General features: G+C 72.0%; 3 protein-coding genes. All 3 read right to left on the bottom strand.

Annotated features, from left to right (window positions below; all coding sequences use genetic code 11):
- Nucleotides 1–153 precede the first annotated feature (153 nt).
- Nucleotides 154–1518 carry a 4-aminobutyrate--2-oxoglutarate transaminase gene (gene gabT / locus Q0A33_RS07915; protein WP_291794927.1) on the bottom strand — a complete coding sequence of 455 codons (1365 nt, stop codon included), beginning with the start codon at nt 1516–1518 and terminating at the stop codon, nt 154–156.
- Between the two features lie 61 nt (nt 1519–1579).
- Complete coding sequence (locus Q0A33_RS07910) at nt 1580–2884, bottom strand: folate-binding protein (protein ID WP_291794925.1); 1305 nt, start codon at nt 2882–2884, stop codon at nt 1580–1582.
- A gap of 3 nt (nt 2885–2887) precedes the next feature.
- Nucleotides 2888–3067: hypothetical protein (locus Q0A33_RS07905; protein ID WP_291794924.1), on the bottom strand; the 180-nt coding region annotated here is incomplete at its 5' end.

The raw sequence follows: 3067 nt of genomic DNA, 5'->3' as shown, positions 1-3067 counted from the left end.
CTGACTCGTGACTCACACCACACCCACCCGAAACCCGGGCAGGCCTGGCAACGCATTCAGTATCCACAAACAATTCCCCTACCGCCTGATTCGCATCCGGCAGCGAGGCACAAACCTACACACCCCACCCCTCACACGCAAATCGAGAAGCCCTCAGCCGAGCGCCTGTGCGAACGCCTCCTCGAGGACGTCGAATGCCTCGTGGAGGAGCGCATCGGAGATCGTGAGCGGCGGGAGGAACCGAAGCACGTTGCCGAACGACCCCGTGACCAGCACCAGCACGGCATTCTCAGCGGCGTGCCCCGCCACGGCCTTCGCGAGCTCGGGGTACGGCTCGATCGTGTCCCGGTGCACGAGCTCGATCGCCTGCATGGCACCTCGGCCGCGGATGTCGCCCACCTCCGGGAACCGGGTCCGGAGCCGTTCGCACCTCTGCACGAGGATCTCGCCCAGCTCGCGGGCGCGCTCCACCAGACCGTCCTGTTCGTACGCTTCGATCGCGCCCAGCGCCGCCGCGACCGCAGCGGGGTTGCCGCCATAGGTGCCGCCCAGCCCGCCGGGGCCCACCGCATCCATGATCTCGGCCCGGCCGGTCACCGCCGCGAGCGGCAGACCCCCGGCGATCCCCTTGGCGGTGGCGACGAGATCCGGCACCACTCCCTCGTGCTCCGAGGCGAACATGGCACCCGTCCGGCCGAACCCGGCCTGCACCTCGTCCGCGATGAAGACGATGCCGTTCTCGCGGGAGTACTCCGCCAGCGCCGGCAGGAAGCCCTCCGCGGGGACGATGAAGCCGCCCTCGCCCTGGATGGGCTCGATGACGATCGCGGCGACCTGATCCGCGCCGATCTGCCGGTCGATCATCTCCGTCGCGCGCGCCGCGGCGTCCTCGCCGGAGACCTTGGTGCCGGCAGCGGCATCGTCTCGGTAGGGGTAGGACATCGGTGCCCGGTGGACCTCCCCGGCGAAGGGGCCGAAGCCGCGCTTGTACGGGGCCGCCTTGGCCGTCATCGCCATCGTGAGGTTGGTGCGCCCGTGGTACGCGTGGTCGAACACCACCACGGCGCTGCGGCCGGTGCTCACCCGGGCGATCTTCACCGCGTTCTCCACGGCCTCGGCCCCGGAGTTGAGGAGCACGGTGCGCTTCTCATGATCGCCGGGAGTGAGGCGGTTGAGCGCCTCCGCGACCTCCACGTACCCCTCATAGGGGCTCACCATGAAGCAGGTGTGGGTGAACGCGTCGAGCTGCTCCTTCGCCCGTTCCACCACCCGGGGGTTCGAGTTGCCCACCGTCGTCACGGCGATGCCGGAGCCCAGATCGATGAGCTGATTGCCGTCCGCATCCCTGAGGATCCCTCCCCCGGCAGCGACGATGTACGCCGGGAGGCTCGATGCGACACCGGCAGCCACTGCACTGCGGCGGCGCTGCTCGAGCTCCTGCGAACGGGGACCCGGAAGGGCGGTGACGATCCGACGTTCCTGCGGCAGCTCCGGGCCGCCTGTCTCGCGCACAGTCATGGCACGAATCTATCGCGCGGCGTGGCCTCTGTCACGGCCCGCGCGGCTCGAGCTCCCCACCTCAGCGGCGGCGTGCGTCCACGTCCGCATTGCGCGGCGGAGCTGTCACCGCGCGTTCCTTCGCGACCGCGACGATGGTCTCCTGGGCCGCGGCGACCAGTTCCGCCTCGGCGGAACCGTTGCGCCCGTCGTCTGCGGCGCCCTCGGCCCCGCCCGCGCCCTCGTCGACCACCACCGTCAGCGCGGCTTCCGGGTCCAGGCTGCGCTTGACCAGGGCCAGCGCGACCGGCCCCAGCTCCCAGTGGAGCGCCGGGGTCGTCACGTGGCCCACCGCCCGCGGCGCACCGCGGACTTCCGCGCGCACCTCCGCACCGGCGCGCGGCAGCACGTGACCGGAGCCGTCCAGATGGAGGAAGACGAGGCGGCGCGGCGGCTGGCCGAGGTTGTGCACGCGCGCCACCGCCTCCTGGCCCCGGTAGCAGCCCTTGGCGAGGTGTACGCCGGTGCGCAGCACATCGAGCTCGCCCACGAGTGCGCGATGGTCCACCTCCGGTGCGCCCGGCCGCCAGGCCTCCACCCGCAGCGCCTCCCAGGCGTCGCGGCCGGCCACGGCCAGGCCCTCATGCGGCCACTCCCGCAGCACGCTGCGCTCCACGACGGCGATCCGGAAGTCCACCGCGGCACCGGGGTGGGACGCGGCGGCCCGCGGCGCACCCGCGTCGATCTGGGCGTAGGAGGCCGATCCCTCGCCGATCGCCGGCCACGGGTCGTCCCACACCACGACGGCCTCGAGATCCTCCGGCGGGGCACCCACGAATCCCACCGCCTGGTAGCCGTCCGTGACGTCCGTGATCTCCACCCGGAGCATGAAGCGCATCCGGTCGAGGAACTCCACCGCCTCGTCCGTCCGCACGTCGGAGAGCGCCCACAGCGCCTCCCCGTCGTCCACGAGCCGCAGCCAGCCCTCGATGTGGCCGGTGGGCGAGAGCACCAGCGTCTCCGTGGACGTCCCGGGCGCCAGCCGGTCGATCTTCTGGGTCGTGAGCGAGTTCAGCCAGGTGAGACGGTCCGGTCCGGTGAGACGGAGGATGCGCAGCGCGGAGAGGTCCGCGAGCGCCTGTCCGCGGGCCAGCTGCCGCTGCTCCCGCAGGGGCTCCGCGAAGTGCGCGACCTCGCCGCCGTGCGCGCCGGTCCCGAAGACGGCTTCCGCATGCGGAAAGCGCAGCGAGTTGGGGAGCGGGGCGGCCGCCGCTGCGGTGCCGCTCTCCTGAGTCTCCGCACCCGCGCTCTCCGTGCCCGTAGTATCCGCACCCGTGTTCACCGCGCTGCCGTGTGCGCCGGCTGCCGTGCCGCCGTCAGTGCTCATCGCTCATCTCCTCATCGTGCGGTACAGATCGCTCAGGTCGTCGCCCAGGCCGCCGGCATCAGGGCCGAGGCTGCTGCCGCCATCCCCGCCATCGTCCGGACCGCCGTCACCGGACAGCCTGCTGCCGAGGCCGGAGCCCAGATCCCCCAGGCTGGAACCGAATTCCCCCAGCCCCTCCCCGAG

Origin of the sequence: Brevibacterium sp. (assembly GCF_022712115.1) — a bacterium.
GTDB lineage: Bacteria > Actinomycetota > Actinomycetes > Actinomycetales > Brevibacteriaceae > Brevibacterium > Brevibacterium salitolerans.
Note: the sequence above shows the minus strand (reverse complement) of the source record. Positions and strands in the feature narration are given on the sequence as shown.

Bases quoted from the DNA above. Each gene is read 5' to 3' on its own strand.
- gabT (WP_291794927.1), bottom strand. From the start codon at position 1,518: ATGACTGTGCGCGAGACAGGCGGCCCGGAGCTGCCGCAGGAACGTCGG.
- Q0A33_RS07910 (WP_291794925.1), bottom strand. From the start codon at position 2,884: ATGAGCACTGACGGCGGCACGGCAGCCGGCGCACACGGCAGCGCGGTG.